This is a genomic window from Haliscomenobacter sp. (assembly GCF_040403615.1).
Classification (GTDB): Bacteria; Bacteroidota; Bacteroidia; order Chitinophagales; family Saprospiraceae; genus Haliscomenobacter.
In genome coordinates, this window is sequence record NZ_JBBAKG010000008.1 from 80086 (window position 1) to 106593 (window position 26508).

29 protein-coding genes are annotated in these 26508 nt (G+C 45.7%); 16 read left to right on the plus strand and 13 right to left on the minus strand.

The features are described 5' to 3' along the window. Positions 1 to 855 (plus strand): M24B family metallopeptidase (locus ABW391_RS04400; protein ID WP_353480617.1); only part of this gene is annotated, 855 nt, incomplete at its 5' end. Between the two features lie 70 nt (positions 856 to 925). On the opposite strand, the gene ABW391_RS04405 is transcribed toward ABW391_RS04400, so the two are convergent. From ABW391_RS04405 to ABW391_RS04445, 9 genes are all read right to left on the minus strand, one after another. Beyond that, on the minus strand, positions 926 to 2809 hold the full coding sequence (locus ABW391_RS04405) for an ATP-binding protein (RefSeq protein WP_353480618.1): 1884 nt from the start codon (positions 2807 to 2809) through the stop codon (positions 926 to 928). 107 nt (positions 2810 to 2916) lie between these two features. Next, entirely contained in the window at positions 2917 to 3543 is a 627-nt protein-coding gene (locus tag ABW391_RS04410) for a response regulator (RefSeq protein ID WP_353480619.1), read from the minus strand. 419 nt (positions 3544 to 3962) lie between these two features. Beyond that, on the minus strand, positions 3963 to 4397 hold the full coding sequence (locus tag ABW391_RS04415; protein WP_353480620.1) for a WD40/YVTN/BNR-like repeat-containing protein: 435 nt from the start codon (positions 4395 to 4397) through the stop codon (positions 3963 to 3965). After that, positions 4321 to 5034 (minus strand): WD40/YVTN/BNR-like repeat-containing protein, encoded by a 714-nt coding sequence (locus ABW391_RS04420; protein ID WP_353480621.1) that lies wholly within the window; start codon positions 5032 to 5034, stop codon positions 4321 to 4323. Before ABW391_RS04420 ends, ABW391_RS04415 begins: the two co-directional genes overlap by 77 nt. 46 nt (positions 5035 to 5080) lie before the next feature. Next, entirely contained in the window at positions 5081 to 5602 is a 522-nt protein-coding gene (locus ABW391_RS04425) for a hypothetical protein (RefSeq protein WP_353480622.1), read from the minus strand. Between the two features lie 101 nt (positions 5603 to 5703). Continuing rightward, entirely contained in the window at positions 5704 to 6420 is a 717-nt protein-coding gene (locus ABW391_RS04430; RefSeq protein ID WP_353480623.1) for a LytR/AlgR family response regulator transcription factor, read from the minus strand. After that, on the minus strand, positions 6417 to 7454 hold the full coding sequence (locus tag ABW391_RS04435; protein WP_353480624.1) for a sensor histidine kinase: 1038 nt from the start codon (positions 7452 to 7454) through the stop codon (positions 6417 to 6419). The genes ABW391_RS04430 and ABW391_RS04435 overlap by 4 nt, the downstream gene beginning before the upstream one ends. Positions 7455 to 7512: 58 nt before the next feature. Next, complete coding sequence (locus ABW391_RS04440; protein ID WP_353480625.1) at positions 7513 to 8310, minus strand: patatin-like phospholipase family protein; 798 nt, start codon at positions 8308 to 8310, stop codon at positions 7513 to 7515. 320 nt (positions 8311 to 8630) lie between these two features. Beyond that, entirely contained in the window at positions 8631 to 9455 is an 825-nt protein-coding gene (locus ABW391_RS04445; RefSeq protein ID WP_353480626.1) for an MBL fold metallo-hydrolase, read from the minus strand. A gap of 349 nt (positions 9456 to 9804) precedes the next feature. Between ABW391_RS04445 and ABW391_RS04450 the strand changes: the two genes are divergently transcribed. The 5 genes from ABW391_RS04450 (at position 9805) to ABW391_RS04470 (ending at position 14182) form a co-directional block, all read left to right on the plus strand. Next, entirely contained in the window at positions 9805 to 11313 is a 1509-nt protein-coding gene (locus ABW391_RS04450) for a BCCT family transporter (protein WP_353480627.1), read from the plus strand. 56 nt (positions 11314 to 11369) lie between these two features. Then, positions 11370 to 12056 (plus strand): Uma2 family endonuclease, encoded by a 687-nt coding sequence (locus ABW391_RS04455; RefSeq protein ID WP_353480628.1) that lies wholly within the window; start codon positions 11370 to 11372, stop codon positions 12054 to 12056. A gap of 12 nt (positions 12057 to 12068) precedes the next feature. Continuing rightward, entirely contained in the window at positions 12069 to 12920 is an 852-nt protein-coding gene (locus ABW391_RS04460) for a dienelactone hydrolase family protein (protein ID WP_353480629.1), read from the plus strand. 33 nt (positions 12921 to 12953) lie between these two features. Then, positions 12954 to 13841, plus strand: coding sequence for a formylglycine-generating enzyme family protein (locus tag ABW391_RS04465; RefSeq protein ID WP_353480630.1), 888 nt, complete (start codon positions 12954 to 12956; stop codon positions 13839 to 13841). 62 nt (positions 13842 to 13903) lie between these two features. Then, positions 13904 to 14182 carry a hypothetical protein gene (locus tag ABW391_RS04470; protein WP_353480631.1) on the plus strand — a complete coding sequence of 93 codons (279 nt, stop codon included), beginning with the start codon at positions 13904 to 13906 and terminating at the stop codon, positions 14180 to 14182. A gap of 108 nt (positions 14183 to 14290) precedes the next feature. Here ABW391_RS04470 and ABW391_RS04475 read toward each other — a convergent pair whose 3' ends face one another. Then, complete coding sequence (locus ABW391_RS04475; protein ID WP_353480632.1) at positions 14291 to 14662, minus strand: hypothetical protein; 372 nt, start codon at positions 14660 to 14662, stop codon at positions 14291 to 14293. A gap of 359 nt (positions 14663 to 15021) precedes the next feature. On the opposite strand from ABW391_RS04475, the gene ccoS reads away from it, so the two are divergent. The 7 genes from ccoS (at position 15022) to ABW391_RS04510 (ending at position 21391) form a co-directional block, all read left to right on the plus strand. Further along, the gene (gene ccoS / locus ABW391_RS04480) at positions 15022 to 15183 is read left to right on the plus strand and encodes a cbb3-type cytochrome oxidase assembly protein CcoS (protein WP_353480633.1); all 162 of its coding nucleotides are present in this window, start codon (positions 15022 to 15024) and stop codon (positions 15181 to 15183) included. A gap of 12 nt (positions 15184 to 15195) precedes the next feature. Beyond that, entirely contained in the window at positions 15196 to 17328 is a 2133-nt protein-coding gene (gene ccoN / locus ABW391_RS04485) for a cytochrome-c oxidase, cbb3-type subunit I (RefSeq protein ID WP_353480634.1), read from the plus strand. Positions 17329 to 17429: 101 nt separating this feature from the next. Beyond that, positions 17430 to 17633, plus strand: coding sequence for a hypothetical protein (locus ABW391_RS04490; protein WP_353480635.1), 204 nt, complete (start codon positions 17430 to 17432; stop codon positions 17631 to 17633). After that, entirely contained in the window at positions 17620 to 18582 is a 963-nt protein-coding gene (locus ABW391_RS04495) for a cbb3-type cytochrome c oxidase N-terminal domain-containing protein (protein WP_353480636.1), read from the plus strand. The genes ABW391_RS04490 and ABW391_RS04495 overlap by 14 nt, the downstream gene beginning before the upstream one ends. 104 nt (positions 18583 to 18686) lie before the next feature. Further along, positions 18687 to 20222, plus strand: coding sequence for a 4Fe-4S dicluster domain-containing protein (locus ABW391_RS04500; protein WP_353480637.1), 1536 nt, complete (start codon positions 18687 to 18689; stop codon positions 20220 to 20222). A gap of 28 nt (positions 20223 to 20250) precedes the next feature. Further along, entirely contained in the window at positions 20251 to 20691 is a 441-nt protein-coding gene (locus ABW391_RS04505; RefSeq protein WP_353480638.1) for a FixH family protein, read from the plus strand. Positions 20692 to 20695: 4 nt separating this feature from the next. Continuing rightward, on the plus strand, positions 20696 to 21391 hold the full coding sequence (locus ABW391_RS04510; protein ID WP_353480639.1) for a sulfite exporter TauE/SafE family protein: 696 nt from the start codon (positions 20696 to 20698) through the stop codon (positions 21389 to 21391). A gap of 36 nt (positions 21392 to 21427) precedes the next feature. Here the strand turns inward: ABW391_RS04510 and ABW391_RS04515 are convergent, their stop codons facing one another. From ABW391_RS04515 to ABW391_RS04525, 3 genes are all read right to left on the minus strand, one after another. After that, complete coding sequence (locus ABW391_RS04515; protein ID WP_353480640.1) at positions 21428 to 21553, minus strand: hypothetical protein; 126 nt, start codon at positions 21551 to 21553, stop codon at positions 21428 to 21430. 58 nt (positions 21554 to 21611) lie between these two features. Then, positions 21612 to 22673, minus strand: coding sequence for a dTDP-glucose 4,6-dehydratase (gene rfbB, locus ABW391_RS04520; protein WP_353480641.1), 1062 nt, complete (start codon positions 22671 to 22673; stop codon positions 21612 to 21614). A gap of 109 nt (positions 22674 to 22782) precedes the next feature. Next, complete coding sequence (locus tag ABW391_RS04525) at positions 22783 to 23721, minus strand: UDP-glucuronic acid decarboxylase family protein (protein WP_353480642.1); 939 nt, start codon at positions 23719 to 23721, stop codon at positions 22783 to 22785. A 122-nt stretch (positions 23722 to 23843) separates the two neighbouring features. Here ABW391_RS04525 and ABW391_RS04530 point away from each other — a divergent pair, with 122 nt between their 5' ends. The 3 genes from ABW391_RS04530 to ABW391_RS04540 all read left to right on the plus strand — a co-directional run. Beyond that, positions 23844 to 24599: a hypothetical protein gene (locus ABW391_RS04530; RefSeq protein ID WP_353480643.1), complete on the plus strand. Its 756-nt coding sequence runs from the start codon at positions 23844 to 23846 to the stop codon at positions 24597 to 24599. Positions 24600 to 24620: 21 nt separating this feature from the next. Next, positions 24621 to 25889 (plus strand): 3-deoxy-D-manno-octulosonic acid transferase, encoded by a 1269-nt coding sequence (locus tag ABW391_RS04535; RefSeq protein ID WP_353480644.1) that lies wholly within the window; start codon positions 24621 to 24623, stop codon positions 25887 to 25889. Positions 25890 to 25930: 41 nt separating this feature from the next. Next, on the plus strand, positions 25931 to 26508 hold a 578-nt coding region (locus ABW391_RS04540), incomplete at its 3' end, for a bifunctional heptose 7-phosphate kinase/heptose 1-phosphate adenyltransferase (RefSeq protein WP_353480645.1).

Consider the following 26508-nt stretch of genomic DNA (forward strand, 5'->3'; position numbering starts at 1 on the left):
ACATTGCCCAAAAACCTGGATGTGAATGCGCTGGGTGGCAAAATGGCCAAACTCCGCATGTCCAAATCACCCGAAGAACTCAAGCTTTTGCGCAAAGCAGTAGATGTATCTTGCCAGGGCCAAGTGGAGGTCATGAAAGCCATGCGCCCCGATATGTCTGAAATGGAAATTCGCGGCATCCACGAGTTTGTGTTCAGAAGGTATGGTTCCGAATACGAAGGTTACCCTTCTATTCTGGGATCGGGACACAATGCCTGTGTACTGCACTACGTGGAAAACAACCGCCAACGGGTGGGTACTGACCTGGTTTTGATGGACTTAGGTGCAGAATACCACGGCTATACGGCAGATATCACGCGTACGGTTCCTGCCAACGGCACTTTTTCACCAGAACAAAAAGCCATTTACAACATCGTACTGGAAGCCCAGGAGGCCGCTTTCAAAGTATGCAAGCCCGGCACGCCCATGCGTGAAACCACGCGCATTTGTCGCGAAATCGTAGACAAGCGTCTGGCAGAATTGGGCTTGATCAAAGCAGGAGAGGCGCATGAATATTTTCCCCACGGCGTTTCGCACCACATTGGCCTGGACGTACACGACCGCAGTGATGGCAGCCCCATGGCAGAAGGCATGGTGATTACGGTTGAACCGGGAGTGTACATTCCCCCCAATAGCCCTTGTGATCCCAAATGGTGGAGCATCGGTGTACGCATCGAAGATGATGTCCTGATCACCAAAGATGGCTATGAATTGCTGTCGAAAGCTGCGCCGCGTACCGTAGACGAGATTGAAAAAATGATGGCTTTGCCCAGCCCGTTGGACAATTTTATGTTGCCCAATTTGGATAAGAAGTAAGTGTAGTTAAATTCTTTAATTAGAAATGGAGCGAAGGAGGAGTTTTGTACTTCTCCTTCATTTTAAAATCTTAAGAAACAGGTAAGGTAAACCTAAAGATGGCTCCTCCTTCGGGATTGGATTCGGCCCAAATCCGGCCTCCATGTCGCTCAATGATGCGCTTGACAATAGCCAATCCGATGCCACTGCCTGAAAAAGATGCTCTTTCATGGACCGTTTTGAACAATTCAAAAATCCGTTCGGTTGGCCCAGGTGGAAAACCAACACCATTGTCTTTGATGCAATACTCGCGTTCGGTATTCTTTTGTACAGCGCTTACTTCAATAACTATAGGATTCTGGGTACTCGAAAATTTCACTGCATTTTGCAATAAATTGACAAATACCTGTCGGAGCATTAAGGGATCACCTAGCTGATCCACTAGCTGATTGAGTTTAAAGACGATGTTCTTATCGGGGTTGGCATCTCGAAGCGTTTGAGTAATGAAAGTTACGATGCGCTGGGTTTCGAATACCCCAGTTTGGATCGGCAGCTGATCTTGCTCGGCATACTTGAGCAATCCTTCGATCATTAGACGGGCGTCTTGGTTCAATTCCTCAATTTTTTGCAAGTAGAGGCTGCTTTCTTGGTCCAGCTTATCAGCAAATTTGAGGCTGAATTGCTGGAGCAGCATCTGCATGTTTTCAACAGGTGATTTCAAGTCATGACCAATGGTATGATTGAAAGCCCGCAGTTCTTCATTCTTTTTGCGGGCTTCTTCTCGCAGTACCAAAGAGGCTTTTTCACTGTGCAATGTGCGGTTTCGGTAAAACAGAAACAGGATGACTCCGATGGCACCAAACAACACCATGCCAATTAAATTGCGGTTGGCTGCAGCCTGAATGTATTGGTTTTTTAAGGCTTGTTGTTGCAACTGACCTTTATATTCCATTTCCTGGCTTTTGAGGGCAAATTTTCGGTTAAACTGTTGTAAACTGAAGTACAAAGAATCGGCTATTTTCTGGTATTGTTGTGCAGAATAAAAAGCATCTTTGTACATCTGGTTGGAGGCATACAGTTCGGGTAACAATTGAGATAATTGAATGACATTTCTTTTGTTTTGAACTGAAGCAGCCAATTCTTTTGCCAACAATACATTTTTAAGTGCAGCTGGGTTTTGATTCAATTGGCGCTGAACTTCAGCAATGCTTTTTAGGCATTGTGTTTCTCCATTTTTGTCGCCTGATTTTTTAAAAAGAAGGAGCACCTGGTTAAGTTTAGTTAAAGCTACTTGGGGGTGACCTTGCGCGCTTTCGATCAAAGCAAGACCAGTTAAACTATAGGGCATATTGTAAGCGTGATTTTTGTCTTTATCCTGAATTGACTTTTGGTAATACATCTTGGCTTCATCGTAGTTTTTTAAGGAAAAGGCAAAATCTCCCAATTGAGAGAGCATAAAGCAGATTAGGGTAGAGTCTTTGGCTTTTTGAAACCATTTCAACGCCTTTAAGTAGTTGGATTTGGCAGTAATATTATCATTATTCAATAAGTCAAATCTACCCAATAAATAATAACTGTTCCCGATTTGCCTTGGTTCTTGCAAATCTTTGGCAACCGCCAAGTATTTAAGCGCTGAAGCTTCAGCTTTTTTAAATTCATTCATATTGGTATATAGTTCAAATAAATTGATATATACACCAGTGAATTTAAGGTTATTTTTCTCGGAAATTAGATCAGCTTCTTTAAACCATTGTTCTGCTTCAATAAAATTCCCCATTTCCCGATGATCCATGCCCAAGCTACTGGTAAGGTTGTACCAAAAAATCGGGCCAACGTGCTTTTTAACATTGGGCAACTTGGCCGTTTTTTCGAAGTAATATACGGCCTCTTTAAATAAATTGTTTTCTTCGTATATGTTTCCAATCCCGAATAAAACCCTGGCTTTTGCAGGAATAGATTCAACGACGCTTCTCATTTTCAGAGAGTCTTTAAGCAATCGTACCGACTTAATGTAGTCCTGTAAATCAATAGTTTGCGCCAATGCAGAAGAAAGACACATCCAACTAAAAAACAGGGTAATAATTATTCTCCTTTCCATACTTTTACAGCATCATCGCGGTTATTAACATTTAACTTACTGTAGATGTTTTTGACATGAAAACGAACCCCATTGTGGGTAATGCCTACAATATTGGCCGTTTCTTCGTATGTGTTTCCATCTGAAAGCAGCCGCAAAACCTGGGTTTCTTTGGGGGACATAATCGATATTTTTTGCTCATCGCGGTTTGGTGGATTGAAATACTGTACCAAATGCCTGGCCATCAAGGGGGATATCAGTGCACCGCCATCCAGAATAATTTTGATGTGTTCCATCAATTGGTGGGGAGAGAAGTTTTTCAACAAGTATCCCCTAGCTCCGCGATTGAGTGACTTTAGCAGTAAATCAGGGCTCTCCAAACGCGTCAGCATAATGATTTCGGTATTGGGCAAGCGAGTGGTGATAAAGGGCAAAATATCGATGCCAGATTCACCAGGAAGATCGATGTCGATAAAAACAATATTTATTCGGATACGAGCAGGAAGGTTTTCTCGAAAATATTCGGCACTGGATGAACTAAGCACGCACTGCCAATTCGGCTGAAACAAAATGACCTTTTCCAACTCCGTCCGATAGACAGGGTCATCTTCGATAAGTGCAATGTTTATCATTCGGGTGTGTTTGGCTGTATGGTAAAGTTATGAAAAACTTGGATGTAAAACCTTAACTGTGTTTGGAAAATAAAATAAAAAAAATGCAAACCTACATCACGATGTAGTATTCAACAGTTCATAATTTAACTAGAAAATGAACTGATTGATAACTTGCGGTCGCAAATCAATAAATACTGAATCAAAGTGTTTTCAAAACTCAGATATTTTATTAAGTATTACAGTGTTCTATTCCCGAATCGCCCCAAAAGGGCGATTCTTTTTGGTACTGTAATGTCGTAGGCAAATGGATTCTGATTGGAAGAAATGAGAATCGCCCTTCTCGGGCGATTTTACAATAGAACACTGTAATACGTAATCGATAGTTATAAATTTTGACCCTAAAAAAGCAAAGAAAAAAAAGATCCTTCATCAATCGGTTATTCCGTCATTTTAAACACATTCACGCCAATGGCGTAGCCGTACTTCTGCTTGCCATCCTGGTAAATTCGAATTTTGTTGCAAGCCCTTCCCAGGTCTATTTTTGACCAGGTTTGTCCGCCGTCTTTGGTTTCGAAACCACTGCTCATGGTACCCACAAAACCATGTTGTTCGTCCAGAAATCCAATGCCAAATTCGCGTGCCTGAGCATCTTCAACGAGGTTGAGCTCTGACCAGGTCATGCCACCGTCGGTTGTTTTGGCGATGTGTTGCTGCTTCACATTGGGGTCAGGATTGTAGGACTGGATGGTAATGTAGCCCACTTTTCGGGTGGGGAAAGAGGCCTTCCAGGTCGTTTCAAATGGGCGGGTAGATTGAAAAGTTTTTTTCCAGGTTTTGCCACCATCCATGGTAGACAAAATGAGGGCAGGCATTGGATTGGGTAACATTGGCATTGGATGCGGCACAAACAACGCCCTCTTTGGTATTGAACATCTTGATGTCGAACAACATGCTGCAATCAGCATTGAGGTCTTGAGAATTGAAAGTTTTTCCTTCATCGTGAGAGACCATCATCATGGCTGGGCTGCCTACTCGTCCCACTGCATAAATGTGGTACTTGTAATCTATTTTTCCATGGTTGATGTACTGTTCTTTCACCACGTCGATGGCGCACAAGCCTTTTACGTATGGGCCTTGGTATACTACCGGAGACCAGGTTTTTCCCCCATCTACGGTTTTGTACAAGGGGATGGTATCCGTTACATTGGGAAAATACTCGGTTCCAACCGTTCCTGCAAAACCCCTCAGGCTATCCAAAAAAGCGATACAGCGGAAAAACGTTCCTTTTTGTTCCAATTGCCTGGTCCAGGTATTGCCGCCATCCTTGGTTTGGTAGATGCGACCGTAACCATTGACGTACCAGCCCATCTGCTGGTTGATGAAACAGATGTCGTCCTGTTTGCCAGGATAGGCTTCGGTATTGAGCTTTTGCCAGGTTTGGGCCTGGATAAGTTGAGGAAGTAGACTCAGCAAACTGAGCAAAAAAAGCAACCAAATAAGTAATCTCATGGCTTTGGTTTATGGTTTGGTTAGGGCTATGGGTTAAAAAGATGTTTTAGGCGTTGCTGTGCATCAGCATATGCATGAGGGTGTCATTCGAAGTACCACGGTATTCGGCAACAATGTCCTTAGTCAACAAAAAGCACAAGGTGATCAGCAAAAGCAGTACATCAACATCCAGCAAGGCAGTTCCCAATTCAATTTTGAATGGTGGGGTGTTTGGCAACATTGACAAGGCATAACGCAGCACTTTATCCTCTCCTTTGGTGATCAACAGGCTCAACAATGGATCATTGACATAGGTAAGTTCCAGGTTTTCTTCTAAGCCACTAATGATTGCCTTGCTGCCCCAAAACTGGTGCTTCATCTGGAGATAAACCTGTTCATTTTCTGAAATGGTGTACATTGGATTCCAAAAACCACTCCTGCGGATAGCAAACCAACGATCATTGATTTTGACATCAATGATCCCATTATTTGCATAGATCAACTCGAGCAACATTGCTTCGGCGCTGAACAATCGATAGGTAGGCTTATGGCCTTCCCACCGCAAGGAATCACTCGTAAATTTGAACATCTTGGATGCGGTTTGTGCCACAAATATGGGCGTCTTACCGGAGAAGATCAATCAATTTTACACGAATGCAGAAATGCAATGATGAGCGCAGTTTGAAATGATTACACCCCCATCAATTCCTTAAATTTCACCGATTGGCGTTGGCTGATTTCTATTTTGATGCCATCAGGCATCTCAACCTGGAGGGTATTGTTGAAGTAACTGTTGATGTTTTGGATAAAATGGATGTTGATCAAATACTGTCGATTGGCGCGAAAGAAGTGAGACTCTGGCAATTTTTCTTCGAGGTAATTCAGCGATTTGTGCAAGAGCGGTTTGTTGTTGCCATAGTAGACCCTGGCGTAATTGCCCACACTTTCCACCAAGTGGACTTCGACCAAAGGAACAAAAAAACACTGTTCGCCATCCTTGATGAAAATCCGTTTCTCAATGCTCAAGCGGGGTTCTTTTTGCTCGGTGGGCAGGAATTGCTTTTTTACTTTTTGAATGGTTTCACTGAGCCGTTGTGGGTTGATGGGTTTGAGCAAGTAATCCAGTGCACTGACTTCAAAGGCTTTGAGCGCATATTGATCGTAAGCAGTTACAAAAATAACCAAAGGCACTTCATCCAATTTTTCCAGGATGTCAAATCCTGATGAACCGTTGAGATTGATGTCCAAAAAAAGCAATTGAGGCTTGTTTTTCTCAATTTGCTCCAATGCCGATGCCACGGAATCGGCAATAGCCAATACTTCAATTTCGGGGTGTACGGAAAGCATTTTGAGCAATTCTTCCGCGGCCAGGTATTCGTCCTCGATGATGATGGCGGTATGTCTCATGGCAATTGTTTTGGAAGTACTAAATCAATAATCACCCAATTGGGTTCAATGCGTTGCTCAAAAACAGCTTTTCCTCCGTACAAGCTTTCCAATCTGCGTTGTATCAGGCGAATGCCCATCCCATCCTGGTCTTTTTGGGATTTCCATTCGCCAGAGTTGGCCACCCGAATATGAATCTGCTCATCCAGCAATTCAAGGCTGATCTCAATGCGCAAAATCCCTTCATCATCGGTCTTGCCATGTTTGATGGCGTTTTCCACCAAAGTAAGCAGAGTGCCCGGTGGAATTACCTGAGTGCTGACGAGTTCATCAATTTGCCAATCTACTTGCATTTTAGGGCCAAATCGAATATGTTCTAACTCAAGGTATTTTTGTACTTCTTGCAACTCCGACTTGATGGCAATTTCTTTGTCTTGACCATAGTTGAGGGTAAAGCGCAACAACTCGCTGAGCAGCACAATGGCGGTGCGGCTTTTTTCCTGGTCAATGCTGATCAAAGCTTTGATGCTATTGAGCGCATTGAACAAGAAATGAGGGTTGAGTTGAGCGCGCAACAGTTCAAGCTCCGCTGATTTGGCCAATGCTTCCACGCGCAACTTGTCTTGCTGCAAGGAATTGTTGATGGCCATTAATTTGTACAAAAAGTAAATGATGACCCAAACCCCTACATAGCGCATCCAGTTCATGATGTTTCCCAAAAAGGCAATGAGCGAAAGCAATTCTGAAAGCTTGTTGCCTTGATAGAGATAAATCAGGTTATTTGAGATGGTAATTAACAAAGAAATGAAGAAGGTAAAGAGGAATGCCCAGACCCAAATGAACCAGGAAGTATTTTGAAAAAACTGCAATTTTGAAAGGATCTTTCTCAAAATATGGGTAAGCAGCATGCCAAAAGCTGCACAAAACAGAAAAAAAAAGAAAATGTCCTGGTTGAATTTACCGGTAATGAAAAAGGTGTAGTTAATCGTTTCGATCCCCACCATTCCCAGCCAACCACAGATTTGGCAAAGCCAGTAGATTCTTGATTTGTTCATTATTGGATTCAAACGATGTCCGGTTGTGTTGATATCGTAACACAATAACCGAAAATTGCTATTCTACTTTCAAGATTCGACTCCGTTTTTTTTCTAATAGCTTCAAAAATTTTGGCATTTCCTTGCGGGCATGGTCGTATCCAATGTCAAAGGCTTTGTCAATAGCCTTGCGATCCAGCATACCAATGTCCTCAATTTCAGGAGGGGCAAACAAAAAATGACAACGTTCCAATTTGGGCTGCACGATGGCAAAACGTGCCAGATCCATTCCCCGCATGGCCACCTGCAAAGAAGATTTCAGCTCCGTGCTCGTGATGGCTGAAATGGGATGCACATAACTCCCAATGATGAAGGCACAACGTTCTTCAAGTGGTTCTACCGGAAAATTGTTCATGATCCCGCCGTCGGCATGCAAAGCGCCATCGATGAGCATTGGCGCAAAAACGGGAGGCAGTGAAGCCGAGGCCAGCAAGTTTTCGATTAATTTTCCAGTATTGTGGATTTCCCAACTGCCCGATTCCAGATTGGTCGTGGTCACAAACAAAGGATAATGCAGGGTTTCAAAAGCATCCTGCGGGAAGAATTTTTCAAAAACAGGTCTGAATTTTTCGGTATCCAGCAATCCTGGTTTCGAGGTAGAATAGTAATAAATGCTAAACAAGGGAGTCGATTTGAAGAACTCCAGGCTTTCTTCGGGGCTGTATCCCGCTGCAATGAGGGCGCCTGTCAGCGCACCAGCGCTAGATCCTGCAATGCAGTCAAAGTTTACTTCTGCTTCCTGCAATGCCTTGATCAGGCCAAGGTGTGCCATGCCCTTGATGCCTCCACCTGATAACACGATTCCTGTTTGCAACATTTCGGGTAAGTTTTAATGAAGAATAGAGCATAATGTAAACGTTTTTGAGGTGGGAATCAAGTATACCTTTTAATACAGAATCTGGTATGAAAGATGCAAAAAGCTTGGTCAATGAGTCAAAATTTAAGTTCAAGAAAGTGAGCGTTGTTTGCGCCTAAATCAAAAATACAGGCATCACCAGAATTGTTCTGTGGTATTCGACGCTTCAAGGTTAAATTTCTATGGTTCCGTTTTTTCAATCTTGTTTTTTATTTTTTTACATTTTAAATAGGTAGAAATTTACAACTGAGTAAAAATTATTTTAAAAAAATAAAGCCCACCTATTTCAAGCCAATTCCACCTTTTTCGTCACGCTCTACCCTACCCGACTCACATTCTGGATCGTGTTCAAAAAGCAAGGTATAATTGCCTTCTACTGCCTCTTCCAGGAGTCGATTTTTTTCTTTGAGGGTCTCCAAAGGCCTTACATCGTACGCCATGATGTAGGGCATGCGGACATGCCAGGCAGATGGGATCAAATCGGCACAATACACTAGGGTTCCTTCAGGCGTATCGATGATCGGCAACATCATGGCTTCGGTATGGCCGTTGACAAAACGAAGGCGGATGTTGGGCAACCATGCTACATCCTTGTCGCTGGGATCAATCATTTCCAGCATGCCCCAATCCCGCAGGGGTAGAAAATTTTCCTTGAGAAAAGAAGCAGCCTCTCGTGGATTGGGATGTTCGGCCCAGGCAAAGTGCAAGGGATTCGACCAATAGCGGGCATTGGGAAAAGTGGGTTCAGGCTTGCCTTGAGCGTTGAACTGAATGGCACCGCCAACGTGGTCAAAATGCAGGTGGGTCAAGAGTACATCGGTGATTTCTTCGGCCCGATATCCTTTTGCGGCCAGGTCTTGCAAGAAGACATCTTGCCCCCAGGGAATAAAGTGGGAGCGAAATTTGGGGTCTTGCTTGGTGCCAATTCCGGTATCCACCAAAATTTTGCGATCTCCGGTATCGATCAGCAAGCAGCGCATGGCCCAGGTGCAAAGGTTGTTTTCATCTGGCGCATTGAGTTTTTGCCACATGCGCTTGGGCACTACGCCAAACATGGCACCGCCGTCGAGTTTGAAGTAGCCAGAATTGATGGAAATAAGTTTCATATGTTGGTTGTTACCCCGAAAAATACAAAGTTCAACGGGAATCATGCTACCTTGTGGAATTGTAGCAACGAGTAATAAGAAGTAATATTGATATTTTTCGCAGCTTCGCAGCTCCATGTTAATTTAACCACGACGTGCACGACGAACACGACGAACACGACGTTTAAACGCTCCGCGTTGAACAGTGACGCTTTGCGTCGCGTCGTGGCGGTAGCCATTCGTCGTGATCGTCGTGTACGTCGTGTACGTCGTGGTTACAAAAAAAAAGCAGCGAAGCTGCGAAAAAATCTTGGCATTACTTTTCACAGCTCGCTGCTAGAGTACCAACTACAGTTTAAAAAAGTGCCGAATGCCGAAAATCAACCTATCCGTTTTTTTGCCCCCTGCAATCCTCTTGATTTTGTGTATGGGATACAGTTTGATCGATCCCGCAGATTTTTTGATCAAAGTCAAATCCGCCAACGATTGGATTTTGTACCATTTTGGCTGGTTGTTTTCCTCCGGAACTTTGCTGTTTTTTTTACTTTGTATCTGGATTTATTTTTCGCCCCTGGCCAAATTACGGATTGGAGGCAATGACGCCAAACCCATCCTGACCCGCTGGGAGTGGTTCAGCATTACGTTGTGCACCACTATTGCCATCGGAATTTTGTTTTGGGCTACCGCTGAGCCATTGTACCACCTGCACACCCCACCAGGAGGCATCGGGCTAAAGGCCAATAGCGCTGAGGCGGCGCGGTTTGCCCTTTCAACCATGTTTTTGCATTGGACATTTACCCCATACAGCATTTACACCGTGGCAGGTTTGATGTTTGCCATCGCGTACTACAACCTCAAGCAGCCGTTTAGCTTGGGTTCGATGTTGTTTCCGCTTACAGGTGGCAACATTGGCAAAGGCTGGAGCAATGCCATCGACGCCGTATGTTTGTACAGCCTGGTAGCCGGGATGGCCGCCTCGCTGGGCGCTGGGATTCTGACCGTAGCCGGTGGAATGGAACGCTTTTTTGGGGTGAAGGATACCCCGATGTTGTTGTTGCTGATTGCTTTGGTGATTGTGGCTTCCTTCATCATTTCTGCCATCACGGGCTTGTTCAATGGCATCAGGATTTTATCCAACATCAATACCTATGCATTTTTTGTACTGGCGCTGTTTGTGCTGGTATTTGGCCCCACGAAGTACCTATTTCAATATGGCTTTGAAGGAATGAGCGACTATGCCACTACTTTTTTCCCGCGCAGTTTGAGTTTGAAAATTGATAAATCCTGGGCCGATAGCTGGACGGTTTTTTACTGGGCCAATTGGTTGGCCTGGACGCCGGTAACCGCGCTTTTTTTGGGAAGGGTGGCCATTGGCTACACGGTACGCGACTTCATCAATTACAACCTGGTTTTGCCTTCGCTCTTTTCCATTGTCTGGATGGTGATTTTCAGCGGCAGCGCCATCCACATGGATTTTGTGGCGCATACCGCCAATCTGTATGGCACTTTACAAAATCAGGGTCCGGAGAATGTGATTTATGCGGTACTGGATCAATTGCCCTTGCCAGAAATTACCGGATTGGCATTTTTGGGTACTGCATTTTTGTCTTACGTAGCGGGAGCAGATGCCAATACCTCGGCCATGAGCAGTTTGTCCAGCACGGGCATCTCGCCCGAAAGCCCCGAAGCAGCGGTATGGATCAAAATCGTGTGGGGAACGCTGGTCGGACTCATTGCCTGGGTAATGATCGCAAATGCCGGGATCGAAGGGATCAAAATGGCGTCTACACTGGGTGGGTTTCCGGCTTTGTTTTTGGTGCTGGCAGTAGCCTTGGGGCTGGTGAAAATTTTGTTGTGGCCGAAAGCGTATTTGAAATAGCCTATTTTTATTTCCAAAAATTGGTTAAATTTGGTGAAACAAAGAATTAATCAAACATGCCCAATACAACCCTTGAAGACAATCTGCTGGATATTCCGGATTTACCCATTCTACTAGAAAGACTTCAAGTTCGTCTAGTCGATGAGAAAATTCGACGCGAAGATTTTCGTCAATGGATCACCGATGAAGTAAAAGCTGAATTCATCAATGGAAGCATTGTGATGCATTCTCCTGCCGCAGAAGACCACAATGAAGCTACGGGGCATTTGTATCGGGTGACCAGTTTTTTTGCAGACATATACAAATTGGGCAAGGTCAGGGTAGAAAAGGCCTTGATTGGGATGACCCGCAACGATTATGAACCCGACATTGCATTTTGGAGGAAAGAAACTGCTGATCGTTTCCAGCCCAGTATGAATGTCTACCCAATCCCCGACTTGGTCATTGAAGTGCTATCTCCTGGTTCGGAAAATATCAATCGGGACACCAGGATAAAATTTGCAGATTATGCTGCACACTTAATTCCTGAATATTGGATCGTTGATCCCAAGAAGAAGACCGTAGAACAATACTTCCTATCTGACACTCAGACAGGGGTTTATGAGCTATATAAAAAAGCTACCTTGAGCGATCAAATTGAAAGCCGATCGCTGCGTGGTTTTTCAATATCGGTTAAAGCCATTTTCGATGCTGAAGAAAATGCACAAGCTATCCAGCAATTCCTCCAAAATCCAAAACCATAACACTTCATCCCGATGGATCAACGCATCATCAACCTCTACGACGAATACACCCACAAGCCACTTACCCGCAAAGCCTTCATGCAACAATTGGTGATGCTGACGGGCAGTACCGCAGCAGCCATGTCGATGCTGCCTTTGTTGGAATCGGATTTTAAAACCGCCAACATCACAACTGAGGGAGAACTTTTCACCGAATACATTACTTATCCTGGCGTACAAGGGGAAATGAAGGCCTATGTAGCCCGCCCTGAAAAGAAAAAGAAATACCCGGCCATCATCGTAATTCACGAAAACCGGGGACTCAATACCCACATTGAAGACGTGGCCCGTCGTGCCGCAATGGCTGGCTTTTTGGCCATCGCCCCCAATGCTCTGGCGCCGCTGGGCAAGCCTGCTGCCACCGAAGATGAAGCCCGTCAATTGTTTACGACCCTCAAAGCCGAAGACAACACCGAAAATTTTATGCGCTGCATCGATTACTTGCCTGCTCGGGAAGACTGGAACGGCAAATTTGGTTGCGTTGGATTCTGTTGGGGGGGCGCTATGGCCAATACTTTGGCGGTGAAAGTGCCTGCGCTGAGTGCAGCAGTTGCTTTTTATGGCAGGCAACCGGAGGCGGCGGATGTCCCCAAAATCAAGGCAGCGGTCCAATTGCACTACGGTGCGCTGGATGAACGGGTAAACGCAGGTATGGCAGCCTATGAAGAAGCCATGAAAGCCAACAAAATCGTGTACGAGCAATATGTATACGAAGGTGCTAACCATGCTTTTCACAACGATACTTCTACTGCCAGATACAACGAAGCCGCGGCTAAACTGGCCTGGAGCAGAACCATTGCGTTTTTTGAGAAGTATGTGAAGTGATGCTTTAAAGTCAAACCATATCAACCTCAAGTAATGCTACAACCCAAGATTCTTCTCCTGTTGTGTTCCGTGTTTTTTGCGGCCACCAGCCCTGAGCCTCACCTCAACTCCAGTGGTAATCACCGAGCCTTGCTGAAAACAGCCCAGCAAGGTCTGACGCCAGTGGTAGAAGACAGCATGGTATTGATTCCGGGAGGAAGCTTTCAAATGGGCAGCAGCGATGATAAGAACCTCAGAAGAACCGGTCGTCCAGTAAACGTCAGCAGCTTTTATCTCTCCAAATACGAGGTAACCGTAGCGGATTTTGAACAATTCATCGATGCTACCAGCTATCAAACGGATGCCGACAAAGATGGAGGAAGTTATTACCATGAAGGTCATATGAAAAAGAGGAGTGGCATCAATTGGAAATACGATGCAGCAGGTCAGCTCCGGCCAAGCTCCGAATATACCCACCCCGTGATTCACATCAGTTGGAATGATGCTACAGCATACTGCCAATGGTTGTCCCAAAAGACTGGATTGACTTACCGCCTACCAACCGAAGCGGAATGGGAATATGCAGCCAGAGGTATAAATAACTCAAGCTACTTTTCCATCGGTAGCGATGCGGTAAATGAGATGGCCTGGTACGCCTCAAATTCCGCTTATACCACCCATCCGGTTGGACAAAAGAATGCCAACGAGCTGGGCTTATACGACATGAATGGAAATGCATGGGAGTGGTGCCAGGATCAGTACCAGGTTTGGCCCGATAATATGGGCCATGCTCAAGGTGGGAGTACTGGCTACCTCCGGGTCTGTCGTGGTGGCTCCTGGGAAACCAGCCTCATGGAACTACATGTAACGTTTGGCAGGGTCGTCAGTAGAGCGAACAACTGTTACAATGATACTGGGTTTCGTGTTGTTAGGGGAGAGTAGTTTTTGTGTGTTTTATCACGTTTAAGAAAAATGGAGCTCATCGTAAAATCGAAGTGGAAGCCATGACGATTCTCTATGACATCGAAACCGATGGCCTTTTTTTGAAAGGCATTGAAGAAGGCATTGAGAAAGGCATTAAGCAAGGTATCGAACTGGAAAAACAAGTTTTCGTGTACAAGCATTCGTCACTCCAAGAGTTTTCCTTGGAGAAAATTGCCCTAATCGTAGACATTAGCCCCGAAAGGCTCTTGGAAATGCTCCTTGCTTACCTGCAAACAGAAGGGCAAACCAAAGCTGAAGCCATTCGTACGGTTGAAGCTCATCAGGCTAGGTTTGTGTAGTTTTTAATGTTGAAAACTCTGGAAAAATTTCGAAAAAGCGCTGTTCCTGCGAATTTGATGGAATAACTTGTGAAGGAATTGCCCCTTCAGTCTGCTGCTCTGTAAGAATTATGTCAGCGGGTACTCTATACTAGTCCATGCAACCGTATTATTCAATCCAGTCAAAAAAATTTCCTCATCCTTGGGAGTTAAAACATTTTTCTCTAAAAATAATTTTATACACTTACCACAATGAGGAATGGATAATTGATTTAATTCATCAATATGGATGAACAAATTACTCTCATATTTTTCCACGAAATTTTCAACCTCTTCTTTTAACATCAGTTGAGAAGAACTAAACTCAAAATTCTTATCTGTTATAGTTAGGCGAATCATTTCCTGTGTAATGTATTGATCATTACGAATTGAATCACCAACTCTCCTAGATAAAAATCCTATCATTTGTTCCCCGTGAAGTGGACAGACTATCATTCCCATAATTATTCTTTGGTTTAAGAAATAGTCGACTGGCAAAAGTCCTTGAAAAAATCTTGCACTAATGCAACCATATGCCAAAATCAATAGTATGTAAAAAACCTTTTCAATTTTTTCAGAAAAGTGCTGCACCTGCACCTTTCTCCTATAACAAAGTCCTCGTATCTTGACCCGATTGTTGCCTCGTTTTTGAACTACAAGTTCACAAAATCCTAGAAAAAAGTAACGTAAAAGACTTTCCTTAAAAAATAATCTTCTCCCCCTCTCCTACCCACACTGACAAAAATCACCGTCCCCCCTGACCCCCGTCATTCAGCCCAACACGGCCTCAGCGCTACCTTGTGTCGAAACTTGACAAAGGTATGACAATCATTTTCATTCTCATTTTGATCAGCCTTATCCTGGCACTGGGTTTTCTGGGAGCATTTTTCTGGGCCGTGAAAGGCGGACAATACGATGACGATTATACACCGTCGATCCGCATGCTCCTCGACGATAAGAAACCAACTGATACAAAACTTTAAATATCGAACCTGATGGCACAAGTAGAGACTTTTTACTACGACAATGCTATAGTGCGCAAATTTGCGTATGCGACCATGCTCTGGAGTGTTGTGGCGATGCTAGTCGGCTTGATTGCAGCTTTCCAGCTCATCATTCCCGAATTGAACCTCGGCATTCCGTACACGACTTATGGCAGAATTCGCCCATTGCACACCAACGCCGCAATCTTTGCTTTTGTTGGCAATGGCATTTACATGGGGGTTTATTATTCCCTCCAACGTTTGCTCAAAACGCGCATGTTCAGCAATGCATTGAGCAACATCCACTTCTGGGGCTGGCAGGCCATTATCGTGATGGCCGCGGTTACGTTGCCCTTGGGCATTACCAGCGCCAAAGAATATGCTGAACTGGAATGGCCCATTGACATCGCGATCGCGTTGGTATGGGTTGTTTTTGGGATCAACATGTTTGGCACCATCATCAAGCGCCGTGAAAACCACCTGTATGTAGCCATCTGGTTTTACATCGCCACATGGATCACCATTACAGTGTTGCACATCTGCAACAACATCGAGATTCCGGTATCCGCAACCAAGAGTTACAACATTTTTGCCGGGGTACAAGACGCGCTCGTGCAGTGGTGGTATGGCCACAATGCAGTAGCGTTCTTCCTAACTACGCCTTACCTGGGCTTGATGTATTATTTCTTGCCCAAAGCGGCCAATCGTCCGGTGTATTCCTATCGATTGTCCATTATTCACTTCTGGGCACTGATCTTTATTTACATCTGGGCAGGGCCACACCACTTGTTGTACACCTCCTTGCCCGATTGGGCCCAATCGCTGGGAACTGTTTTCTCGATCATGCTGATTGCACCCTCCTGGGGCGGGATGCTCAATGGTTTGTTGACCCTACGCGGTGCCTGGGATCGGGTACGCCAAGACCCAGTGCTGAAGTTTATGGTAGTGGCCATCACGGCTTATGGTATGGCTACATTTGAAGGGCCGATGCTCTCCATCAAGTCTGTCAACGCGATCAGCCACTTTACCGACTGGACCATTGGCCACGTACACATCGGCACCTTGGGTTGGAATGGTTTCTTGACCTTTGGTATCCTGTACTGGTTGATCCCAAGATTGTTTGACACCAAATTATACTCTCTGAAACTAGCCAATGCCCACTTCTGGATTGGCACTCTGGGTATTGCATTCTATGCCATCCCCTTGTACTGGGCAGGCTGGGTACAGAGTTTGATGTGGAAAGAATTTACTCCTGATGGTTTCCTGAAATACGGCAACTTCCTGGAAACAGTGACGCAAATCCTGCCGATGTACTACATCCGTGCGCTGGGTGGCACACTGTACTTTGCCGGTACGCTGGTGATGATTTACAACTTGATTGCCACCATCCGCCAGGGATCATTCATTGGTGACGAAGCCGCTGAAGCTCCTGCAAGATTAGCTAGTGATGGTGTACACAAAGGAGAACACTGGCACCGCTGGATCGAACGTCGTCCAATTCAATTGTTGATTGCCAGTGCAATTGCCATTTTGATTGGCGGTATTCTGGAAATCTTCCCAATGGTGATGATCGAATCCAACGTACCCAAGATTGCTTCGGTAAAACCATATACACCACTGGAATTGCACGGTCGCGACCTTTACATCCGCGAAGGATGCATGGGTTGTCATTCGCAAATGGTGCGCCCATTCCGCTCGGAAACCGAACGCTACGGCGAATATTCCAAATCTGGTGAATACATCTACGACCGTCCATTCTTGTGGGGTTCCAAACGTACCGGGCCAGATTTGCACCGCGAAGGCGGCAAATATCCCGACAGTTGGCACTACAACCACATGGTTGACCCACAGAGTATGTCGCCAGGTTCGATCATGCCTCCCTATCCCTGGATGTTGCGCGATGAGATGAACCTGAGCACCCTGCCACGCAAAATCGAAGTATTGCGCATGCTTGGCACTCCTTATCCTGAAGGATTTGAGGATCAAGCTGTAGCCGACTTGAAAAAACAGGCTGCTGGCGTAGCTGACAGATTGCGCAAAGACGGCGTAGAAGACGATAAACTGGAAAAACGGGAAATCGTAGCCTTGATCGCCTACATGCAAAGATTGGGTACCGACATTAAGCCGAAACCGCAAATGAATTAATTAGAAAGTTTGGGGTTTATCTCCTCTCGGCCCGGGCACTTCGGCTTCGCTCAGTGACCGGGTCGAGAGGAGATAAACCCCAAACTCCAAAACATAAGAAAATGTACAAATACATTCTCGAAGGCGTTGGCAACATCAATTGGATGGCCATTTCTGCGCTGATCACCTTTGTGACCATATTTCTGGTGAGCGCGGTGATGGCATTCCGCAGTACGCCTTTATTCCTGAATAAAATGTCGAATCTTCCCCTGGATGATTCAATTCTTAAAACATCGGAAACAGCCATTAGCCATGAAGAAAAATAAGCTCAAAAAGCAACTGTTCATTACCATTCTGGCACTCCTGTCTTCTTCTATGGTGTTTGCCCAACAAGCAAGCGCAGGTGCCACTACTACTGCTCAGGCAGACAATGGATTTTACAATTCATTTCTGGCCAATGGGCTGATCGTTTTTGCTGGTTTGACCATGTTGGGTGCCGTATTGGCCCTGTTCCACTTGCTCAATATGATGATCAAGGTGCAGCAAATCAAGATTTACCAAGAGCAAGGCATCGAAGCTTTTGTTGAAGAAGTTCAAAAAGCAAAAGATCCTTGGTGGAAACGCCAATACAAAGCCTGGACTAACGTAGTGCCTGTGGAAAAGGAAGATTCAGTGATGCTGGATCACAACTACGACGGCATTCGGGAATTGGACAACAGCTTGCCACCCTGGTGGGTCGCCATGTTCATCATTACCGTTGTTTTTTCAGTTGTTTTCCTGGGTTATTACCATGTTTTGGGCGGCCAAAGCCAGAAAGAGGAATACGAAGCAGCCATGAAAGTTGCGGAAGAGTCAAAAGCGGCGTTTGCAGCTACCCAAGCCAACAAAATTGATGAAGAGAATTTGGAAGCCAGTACCGATCCACAGGATCTCGCTATCGGCAAAACCATTTACAGCACCAACTGCGTGGCTTGTCACCTGGCAAATGGAGAAGGCAGTGTAGGACCAAACCTGACCGATGAGTTTTGGATCCACGGCGGCGGCATCAAAAATGTATACAAAACCGTGAAAAATGGGGTGCCTGAAAAAGGGATGATTGCCTGGAGTGCACAACTCAAGCCTACGGATATCTACAAAGTCAGCAGTTACATCCTTACCCTGCAAGGTACCAATCCTCCAAATGCCAAAGCGCCTCAGGGTGTCAAGTACGTCCCTGACGAAGGTGAAGAGGAAGACGACACTGACGTGGATAGTGCGGATAAAAGCATGAACTAGATCTTGGGTTTTCAAGTTCTGGGTTCGCACAATTTGCTCAAGCAATGCAATACCGTGTGAGTCCAGAACTTGTTACCAAAGACCCAAACTTTTAAAGAAACATCATGGACAGGAAGGATTCAATCACCCAAATAGAAGACACCGAAGATTACCGCGATCACATTGCCACGGTAGATGAACAGGGCAAGCGGATCTGGGTCTATCCCAAAAAACCCAAAGGAAAATTCACCTCCGGAAGGACTTATCTTAGCTGGGCATTCTTGATTTTTTTGTTTGGCATGCCCTTTATCAAAATGAATGGTGAGCCATTTATGCTTTTTAATGTATTGAAGCGGCACTTTATCCTGTTTGGGGTAAATTTTGCGCCGCAAGATTTCCATTTGTTTGTGCTGGCGATGTTGACCTTTGTGGTGTTCATTATTCTCTTTACGGTTATTTACGGGCGCTTGTTTTGCGGCTGGGTATGCCCGCAAACAGTGTTCATGGAAATGGTTTTTCGCAAAATTGAATACTGGATCGAGGGCGATGCCAATGCCCAACGCAGACTCAACAGCAGCCCCTGGACTACCGAGAAAATCATCAAAAAAGGGGGCAAACAAGCCCTGTTTTTTGCCATTTCGGTATTGATCGCCAATACCTTTCTGGCCTACATCATTGGATTGGAAGAGGTGTGGAAAATAGCCACCCAACCGATTTCTCAAAACCTGCAAGGATTCATCGCTTTAATGATCTTTTCCTTTGCCTTCTTCTTCGTTTTCTCCTGGATGCGCGAACAGATTTGCATTGCCATTTGCCCTTATGGCCGTTTGCAAGGGGTACTGCTGGATAAAAGCTCTATCGTGGTTCACTATGACTATGTACGCGGTGAACCTCGCGGCAAAATCAAACGCGAGCAAACCCAGCCCGAATCGCCTGTGGACGCCATCAGGCACAGTATTTTGCAAAGCGAAAACACTGTAGCGCTGGAAATGGTAGAAGCAATGCCCAATGCGAGTACCCCGATAGAAGCCATTCAAAAAAGCCTCGGCGATTGCATCGATTGCAAATTGTGCATCCATGTATGCCCTACCGGAATCGACATTCGCAATGGCACGCAATTGGAATGTGTCAATTGTACCGCTTGCATCGATGCCTGTGATGAGGTAATGGACAAAGTGAAGCGCCCACGCGGTTTGATCCGTTATGCCAGCGCTACCAGCATCGAAACCAAAACACAAACCATCTTCACCCCTCGGGTCAAAGCTTACTCCGTAGTATTGGTGCTGATGATCATCGTCAATATTGTCGTATTTTCGATGCGTACCAATGTGGAAGTTTTGCTGTTGCGCACTCCTGGCCTGTTGTTCCAAAAAGTGGGTAAAACCCACATCAGCAATTTGTACAACTACGAGATAATCAACAAGACCCGCGATACTTTCCCGATTGAATTCCGTTTGGTGAACCCTCGTGGCACGATCAAACTCATTGGCAAAACGCCCTTGACCAAGGCTTCGGACGTCACCAAAGGAGAATTGTTTGTGGAAATATCTAGAAAAAACCTGACCGGGCGGAAGACCAGAATTTCGGTAGATGTGTATTCCCAAGGGAAAAAAATCGACCGCGTCAAAACGAACTTTTTAGGCCCAATTGGGGGCTTGTAATTCTTTAAAGTCTCTAAATCACATCAACATGAAAATCAATTGGGGCACCGGAATTGCCATTTTTTACAGCTTGTTTGTGTTGACTTTGGTGTACGAAGTATACCGCTCAACCCAATACGACAACAGCTTGGTTTCAGAAAAGTATTATGCCGATGATTTGAATTACCAGGCACACTATGATAAAATCAGCAACTCGCAGGGATTGAAGGCCGATTTGAAAATTGAAGCAGCCGAATCTGGCAGCCAGGTGGAATTGTTTTTCCCTGAAGACCTGGGTCGGGTGCATGGTCAAATCTTCTTCTTTTGTCCATCTGATCAGGCCAGTGATTTCAAGGTCAACATTGCACCGAATCTCAACAATCGGCAGGTTATCTCTACTTCTGGCCTGAAATCGGGTTTGTGGCGGGTAAAAGTAGACTGGTCGGACGGCAAAAAAGGGTATTACACCGAAGAGGTCATTCAAATCTAAAATCATGCTGTACTCTGCATTTCTGTTGGGTATCCTGGGCAGTTTGCACTGCATTGGCATGTGTGGCCCGATTGCCTTGGCGTTGCCTCGTTCCGGACCAAGTGGTTTGGCCGCAGCGGGAAGCGCCCTACTGTACAACACTGGCCGGATCATGACCTACATGATCCTGGGATTGATCATTGGCGCATTTGGCCGGGGATTGTTTTTGGCGGGTGTGCAAGCCTGGTTTTCGGTGCTGATTGGCATCTCCTTGTTGCTGGTTGCCCTGCTCTCTCTCAACATCGAATCTTACTTCAAACGGTTTCGTCTGGTGGCCATGTTGCACAACTGGGTTTCGCGCAGCATGGCCACGCTGTTGCAACGCGAAGGCTGGCAAACTGCACTCAGCATTGGCGTACTCAATGGTTTGCTGCCCTGTGGGTTGGTTTACGTAGCCATTGCTGGGGCAGTACTGAGCGATACCTGGCTGCAAAGTGCCTTGTACATGGGTGCTTTCGGCGCAGGAACGCTCCCTTTGATGTTGGGTACAGCCCTAGCCGGACAATTCATCAGTTTGAATTGGCGGCAACGGCTCCGGCGCTTGAGTCCGATCTTATTGGGGCTTTTTGGTTTGTTTTTTATCGCTCGGGGCGTGAATTTTCACTTACCAGAAACCATGCGGTTTTGGGAAATTGGGCAGGAAGTGCCGATTTGCCATTGATTTATTTTGCAAAATGCGCAGCAAAAACAACAGTCCCTAGCTGACTTCCACAATCAAGCGCTGATACCGGATCAGAGCTGGGCTTCCAGCATCTTTCCCTTCTACAATGAGGTGAATGGTTTCCCCTTTTTTAGCAGTTTTAGGAATATTTAAAAGACACAAGCCTTTGCAAGGTTTTAAGCACCAGTATTAAAGACAAGTACTTTCAAATAAATTCTTTCTACTTCCGATCCTCATAATGCCCCGCATAATACTGCTGGTAAGCGCCCGAAGTAACCGCTTCCAGCCAATCCGTATGCTCAAGGTACCACTGTGCGGTACGCTTGAGGCCATCTTCAGGGCCTACCGATGGTTCCCAGTTTAGGGCATTTTTCAGTTTGGTGGCGTCGATGGCGTAGCGGCGGTCGTGTCCGGGGCGGTCTTTCACAAAAGTGATCAACTCACGAGAAGTACCTACGCTTTGTCCCAACAACTCATCCATGACATCGCAGAGGTAATGCACCAAATCGATGTTGCGGCGCTCGTTGTTGCCTCCTATATTGTAGGTTTCGCCAATCACACCCTGGTGGTAAATCAGGTCAATGGCCGCAGCGTGGTCTTCTACCCAAAGCCAGTCCCGAGTGTACAATCCGTCGCCGTATACCGGCAAAGGCTTCTTGTTGCGGATATTGTTGATGATCAGGGGAATAAGTTTTTCAGGAAACTGATAAGGGCCGTAGTTGTTCGAGCAATTGGAGACCAGGATCGGCAAATCAAAGGTGTGGAAATAAGCCCGTACCAACATGTCGGAGCCCGCTTTGGAAGCCGAGTATGGTGAACGTGGGTCGTAAGCTGTTTCTTCCGTAAAAAATCCGGTTTCACCCAATGAACCATAAACTTCATCGGTAGAAATGTGGTAAAAACGCTTGTTGCTGCGGTCTGTCCAATTGGATTTGGCCAGATTAAGCAAATTCAATGTACCCAGGATGTTGGTTTCTACAAAGGCCATCGGGTTGCTGATGGAGCGGTCTACATGTGACTCGGCGGCCAGGTGAATGACCCCATCGAATTGGTATTCGTCAAACAGGCCTTGGATTAATTCCTGATCGCGAATATCGCCCTTGCAAAACACATAATTGGGCTCGTTTTCAACATCGGTAATATTGGTCAGGTTTCCGGCGTAGGTCAGCAAGTCCAGGTTGACAATGCGGTATTGCGGATAGTTTTTTACCATCCTTTTTACCAGGTGCGTACCAATGAAACCGGCACCGCCGGTGATGAGGATGTTCTGGGTATATTGCATGGTGATGCTTTTTGGGTTTTAGGTTTTAAGTTCTGTGTTTTGGGTTGCACGCCATGTTGAACAATTGGTAAAATTGTGTGCAACCCAAAACTTAAAACCTAAATCCAATCTATTTTACTGCTTCTTTGAAATATTCGTAAGTGCGCAACAAACCTTCGGCACGGGGTACTTTTGGATCCCAGCCCAGGATAGCGCGTGCTTTGGTGATGTCGGGTTGGCGTACCTTGGGGTCGTCTTCGGGCAATGGCCGATAGTCGATGTAAGCATCAGGGTTGTTGACCAAAGCCAGAATCTCCTGCGCAAATTGCAAGATGGTACACTCATCCGGGTTGCCGATGTTTACGGGTCTGGTGTAATCGCTCAACAACAGGCGATAGATGCCTTCTACCAGATCGTCCACATAACAGAATGAGCGGGTTTGAGATCCGTCTCCAAACACAGTAAGTCCTTCTCCACGAATGGCTTGCGAAAAGAACGCTGGCAATACCCGACCGTCTTCTACCCGCATGCGAGGGCCATAGGTATTGAAAATTCGAATGATGCGGGTATCCACCTTGTGAAAAGTATGGTAGGCCATGGTGATGGCTTCCAAAAAGCGTTTTGCTTCATCGTACACCCCACGTGGGCCAATGGGGTTTACGTTGCCCCAATACTCTTCTGATTGGGGATGTTCCAGTGGGTCACCGTATACTTCTGAAGTAGAAGCAACCAAAATGCGGGCATTTTTTTCACGCGCCAATCCTAGCAAATTGTGTGTACCCAAAGCGCCAACCTTGAGGGTCTGGATCGGCATTTTGAGGTAATCAATCGGACTTGCTGGAGATGCGAAATGCAAAATATAGTCGATTTTGCCGGGAACATGCACAAATTTGGTGATGTCGTGGTGGTAATATTCAAACTCTTTGAGCGGGAATAAATGCTCGATATTTTGAATGTTTCCGGTCAGAAGGTTGTCCATCCCAATGACTTGGTAACCTTCTTTAATAAATCGATCGCTGAGGTGGGAGCCCAGAAACCCAGCGGCGCCAGTAATCAGTATTCTTTTCACAGGTAAAATTTTTTCATTCGATTAAAAGTTATACAAATATACTATATGTTGTTTGGTTTACATAAATATTTTTAGTAAAGACCAGCATAAAGTATAGATTTGCTTCTACAAAAAGCAGTGCGATGATGAAATCAAGACTTGCCTTGTGCATTCTATTTGGCTGGTGGGTGGGTTTGTTCGCCCAAAAACCACAATCTGAACCACAAGGCGTCCTACTGTCCAAATTCACTTATGGCGCTCAATTGCCAGTAGGATCACTTCAGAAACGTTTTGGTTCAAATTTCATTGCAGGCGGAGGCATAGATTGGCAGTGGGGAAAGCAAAATTGGGTGGTTGGAATTGACGCGCAATACCTGTTTGGCAATCAGGTAAAAGAAGATCCGCTTGCTGGCTTGCGCACCAAAGAAGGCTACATCATTGGCAATGACCGCGAAGTGGCCGACATTAATCTGCGTGAAAGAGGTTTTTATTTTGGCCTCAGCGCTGGAAAAGTATTTTCAGTGAGCAGCAAAGCTTCACCCCGGGCCGGTTTTCGAATCAATCTGGGAGCAGGTTTGTTGCAACACAAAATTCGGATTCAGGATGATCCATTGCGCACCGTTGCACAATTGACGGGTGAATACAAAAAAGGGTACGACCGCCTGAGCAATGGCCTGGCTTTTCAGCAGTATTTTGGCTATCAAGCCATGAGCAAAGATCGGCGCAGCAACTTCATGGCTGGACTGGAGTTTTTCCAGGGGCTTACCCGTTCCCGCAGGAGTTTTGATTTTACCACCCAAAGCAAATTCACCCAATTGCACCTCAGCGTGTTGGTCGGGGTGCGGGTTGGTTGGATCCTTCCTTTCTACGCCGATAAAGCTGAAGAAATCTACTACTAGCGCCTTTCAAACCCAAACCCTATGCATAGGTTGTACTCCCTGGGTATTCATATTTACCTTCTATTTATTCGATTGGCGGCATCCTTTCACCCCAAAGCAAAATTGTGGTGGGAAGGGCGCATCAACTGGGAAACAAGACTGAATGAAGCCCTGGCAGAAAAGCGCAAACCAAATCAAACCACCATTTGGGTGCACAGCGCCTCTTTAGGTGAATTTGAACAAGGCAGGCCCTTGATGGAGTCCATCAAAAAAGAGCATCCCGATGTCTTCATTTTGCTGACTTTTTTTTCTCCCTCGGGCTACGAAATTCGCAAGAATTACCCCAACGCAGATCTGGTGGTGTATCTGCCCGCAGATTTAAAGCGCAATGCGCGAAAGTTCATCCAAATCGTTCGGCCTCATCTGGCGATTTTTGTCAAATACGAATTTTGGTACAACTACTTGCAAGAACTGCAATTGCAACAAGTGCCGATTTGGCTCATTGCAGCCTTGTTTCGGCCACAGCAACCCTTTTTTCGCGCCGGGGGTGCTTGGTACTTAAAAATACTGCAGGGGTTTGATCATTTCTTTGTGCAAAACCAGGATTCAGCCGACTTACTCCAACGATTTGGCCTGAACCAATACACCATTGCCGGCGATCCCCGTGTAGATCGGGTATTGCAGATCGCTGCCGAGGCCAAACAATTCCCGCTGGTGGAGGCATTTAAACAAGAAGATCAGGTATTCATGGTCGGAAGTTCCTGGGAGCCAGATGAAGCAGTATTGGCATTGTTTTGGAAAGAACTTGCCCTGGTCAACAACTGGAAATTGATCATTGCAGCCCACGAAATTACCGAAAGTCACCTGAGTCTGATAGAGGCAAAATTTGGTACACAATCCGTTCGATATTCCAAATTGGAGGCTGCAAATCACTTTGAATATACAGTCTTGATCATCGACAACATCGGCATGCTTTCGGCTTTGTACCGCTACGCTGATCTGGCTTACATCGGTGGAGGTTTTGGCAGTGGCATCCACAATATACTGGAGCCCATGGCTTTTGGGTTGCCGGTAATTTTTGGTCCGAAATACCAGAAATTCACCGAGGCGGTTGCTGTTTTGGAGTTGGGTGGGGCCAAAACAATCCAATCTTCGACTGATTTAATTCAGTCATTCCGTGACTTTACAGATCCAGCAAACAAGGCAAAAGCCTCGGCAGCAGTATCGAATTACATGCAGCAAAATCGGGGTGCTACTGGAAAAATCATGGCCCGTTTAAAAGAACAATTCCCTCATTTGCTAAGTAAGTAATTTTTTGCGTCATACTAAGTGTTGAAAAACAGCTGCATACAATGGTTAATTTTGAATCGTTTAATGAAGTCAATGTACTGATCATCGGAGATGTGATGATCGATCGGTATTTGCGCGGAAATGTGACCCGTATTTCCCCTGAGGCACCCGTTCCGGTAGTCAACTTGACCGGAGAAGACTTGCGTTTGGGTGGTGCGGCCAATGTTGCCCTGAATGTTCGGGCTTTGGGGGCTACGCCAATTCTGTGCAGCGTGGTGGGCGCCGATGAAGACGGACAAACTTTTTGCAAGCTCCTACCCGAATACGGCATCAGCAACAAGTACATTTTTCAATCAAAAAATCGCCGCAGCACGGTTAAAGCCCGGGTAATGGCTGGCGCACAGCACCTTTTGCGCCTTGATCAGGAAGACACCCACGATCTGGATGATATGGAGGCACAACAATTGCTGAAAATCATTAATGAAGCACTCGAAACCCTGGAAATTCACGTGATTCTTTTTCAGGATTACAACAAAGGCGTTTTGTGTACCCGGGTGATCAATGAAGTCATTCAGGAATCCGTCAAACGCAACATCCCAACAGCAGTAGACCCCAAGTTCAACAATTTTTGGGCGTACAA

What these genes read in the sequence shown, in the direction of transcription:
- ABW391_RS04405 (WP_353480618.1), bottom strand. Translation starts at nt 2,809, where the DNA reads ATGAGAAGCGTCGTTGAATCTATTCCTGCAAAAGCCAGGGTTTTATTC.
- ABW391_RS04410 (WP_353480619.1), bottom strand. Translation starts at nt 3,543, where the DNA reads ATGATAAACATTGCACTTATCGAAGATGACCCTGTCTATCGGACGGAG.
- ABW391_RS04415 (WP_353480620.1), bottom strand. Translation starts at nt 4,397, where the DNA reads ATGCCTGCCCTCATTTTGTCTACCATGGATGGTGGCAAAACCTGGAAA.
- ABW391_RS04420 (WP_353480621.1), bottom strand. Translation starts at nt 5,034, where the DNA reads ATGAGATTACTTATTTGGTTGCTTTTTTTGCTCAGTTTGCTGAGTCTA.
- ABW391_RS04425 (WP_353480622.1), bottom strand. Translation starts at nt 5,602, where the DNA reads ATGTTCAAATTTACGAGTGATTCCTTGCGGTGGGAAGGCCATAAGCCT.
- ABW391_RS04430 (WP_353480623.1), bottom strand. Translation starts at nt 6,420, where the DNA reads ATGAGACATACCGCCATCATCATCGAGGACGAATACCTGGCCGCGGAA.
- ABW391_RS04435 (WP_353480624.1), bottom strand. Translation starts at nt 7,454, where the DNA reads ATGAACAAATCAAGAATCTACTGGCTTTGCCAAATCTGTGGTTGGCTG.
- ABW391_RS04440 (WP_353480625.1), bottom strand. Translation starts at nt 8,310, where the DNA reads ATGTTGCAAACAGGAATCGTGTTATCAGGTGGAGGCATCAAGGGCATG.
- ABW391_RS04445 (WP_353480626.1), bottom strand. Translation starts at nt 9,455, where the DNA reads ATGAAACTTATTTCCATCAATTCTGGCTACTTCAAACTCGACGGCGGT.
- ABW391_RS04450 (WP_353480627.1), top strand. Translation starts at nt 9,805, where the DNA reads ATGCCGAAAATCAACCTATCCGTTTTTTTGCCCCCTGCAATCCTCTTG.
- ABW391_RS04455 (WP_353480628.1), top strand. Translation starts at nt 11,370, where the DNA reads ATGCCCAATACAACCCTTGAAGACAATCTGCTGGATATTCCGGATTTA.
- ABW391_RS04460 (WP_353480629.1), top strand. Translation starts at nt 12,069, where the DNA reads ATGGATCAACGCATCATCAACCTCTACGACGAATACACCCACAAGCCA.
- ABW391_RS04465 (WP_353480630.1), top strand. Translation starts at nt 12,954, where the DNA reads ATGCTACAACCCAAGATTCTTCTCCTGTTGTGTTCCGTGTTTTTTGCG.
- ABW391_RS04470 (WP_353480631.1), top strand. Translation starts at nt 13,904, where the DNA reads ATGACGATTCTCTATGACATCGAAACCGATGGCCTTTTTTTGAAAGGC.
- ABW391_RS04475 (WP_353480632.1), bottom strand. Translation starts at nt 14,662, where the DNA reads ATGGGAATGATAGTCTGTCCACTTCACGGGGAACAAATGATAGGATTT.
- ccoS (WP_353480633.1), top strand. Translation starts at nt 15,022, where the DNA reads ATGACAATCATTTTCATTCTCATTTTGATCAGCCTTATCCTGGCACTG.
- ccoN (WP_353480634.1), top strand. Translation starts at nt 15,196, where the DNA reads ATGGCACAAGTAGAGACTTTTTACTACGACAATGCTATAGTGCGCAAA.
- ABW391_RS04490 (WP_353480635.1), top strand. Translation starts at nt 17,430, where the DNA reads ATGTACAAATACATTCTCGAAGGCGTTGGCAACATCAATTGGATGGCC.
- ABW391_RS04495 (WP_353480636.1), top strand. Translation starts at nt 17,620, where the DNA reads ATGAAGAAAAATAAGCTCAAAAAGCAACTGTTCATTACCATTCTGGCA.
- ABW391_RS04500 (WP_353480637.1), top strand. Translation starts at nt 18,687, where the DNA reads ATGGACAGGAAGGATTCAATCACCCAAATAGAAGACACCGAAGATTAC.
- ABW391_RS04505 (WP_353480638.1), top strand. Translation starts at nt 20,251, where the DNA reads ATGAAAATCAATTGGGGCACCGGAATTGCCATTTTTTACAGCTTGTTT.
- ABW391_RS04510 (WP_353480639.1), top strand. Translation starts at nt 20,696, where the DNA reads ATGCTGTACTCTGCATTTCTGTTGGGTATCCTGGGCAGTTTGCACTGC.
- rfbB (WP_353480641.1), bottom strand. Translation starts at nt 22,673, where the DNA reads ATGCAATATACCCAGAACATCCTCATCACCGGCGGTGCCGGTTTCATT.
- ABW391_RS04530 (WP_353480643.1), top strand. Translation starts at nt 23,844, where the DNA reads ATGATGAAATCAAGACTTGCCTTGTGCATTCTATTTGGCTGGTGGGTG.
- ABW391_RS04535 (WP_353480644.1), top strand. Translation starts at nt 24,621, where the DNA reads ATGCATAGGTTGTACTCCCTGGGTATTCATATTTACCTTCTATTTATT.